At 74.1% G+C, this 729-nt stretch carries 1 protein-coding gene; it reads left to right on the plus strand.

Going from position 1 to position 729, the window contains the following annotated elements:
- On the plus strand, positions 1-572 hold a 572-nt coding region (locus NLX85_RS32880; RefSeq protein ID WP_254341769.1), incomplete at its 5' end, for a hypothetical protein.
- Positions 573-729: the final 157 nt, after the last annotated feature.

Consider the following 729-nt stretch of genomic DNA (forward strand, 5'->3'; position numbering starts at 1 on the left):
CCCTCACGGTCGCCACCACGGAAGCCACCCTCGCGGCGCTCACCGCCACGGAAGCCGCCGCCCTCACGGTCGCCACCACGGAAGCCACCCTCGCGGCGCTCACCGCCACGGAAGCCGCCGCCCTCACGGTCGCCACCACGGAAACCACCCTCGCGGCGCTCACCGCCACGGAAGCCGCCGCCCTCACGGTCGCCGCCGCGGAAGCCGCCCTCGCGGCGCGCTCCGCCGGAGCTGCCTTCACGGCGCTCACCGCCACGGAATCGTTCGCCGCCCTCGCGGCGGAAGCCACCCTCACGGCGGTCGCCACCACGGAAACCGCCACCCTCACGGTCGCCACCACGGAAGCCACCCTCGCGGCGGTCCCCACCGCGGAAACCGCCCTCACGGCGCTCGCCCCCGCGGGAGCCGCTGTCGCGGTCGCCGGCGCGGAAGCCGCCTCGCGGGCCGCCCGAGCGGTCGTCGCGGTCGCCCCGGTACGAAGGACGGTCGTCGCGGCGGGCGTCACCACGCCCCTGCCCACGCTCGGCACGGTCCTCGTAACGGCGGGGGCGATCCTCGCCCTGCGGTCCTGAACTCACAGGTACATCCTTCCTCATTGCGTCTCCGAAAGACGCTAACGCAGTCGAGGGCCGACCCTGCTGGGGCGGCCCTCGACTGGAAGATTGTCCGGCGGTGTCCTACTCTCCCACACCCTCCCGAGTGCAGTACCATCGGCGCTGGAGGGCTTAG

It is taken from the genome of Micromonospora sp. A3M-1-15 (assembly GCF_024213425.1).
In the GTDB taxonomy this organism is placed as follows: Bacteria; Actinomycetota; Actinomycetes; order Mycobacteriales; family Micromonosporaceae; genus Micromonospora; species Micromonospora chersina.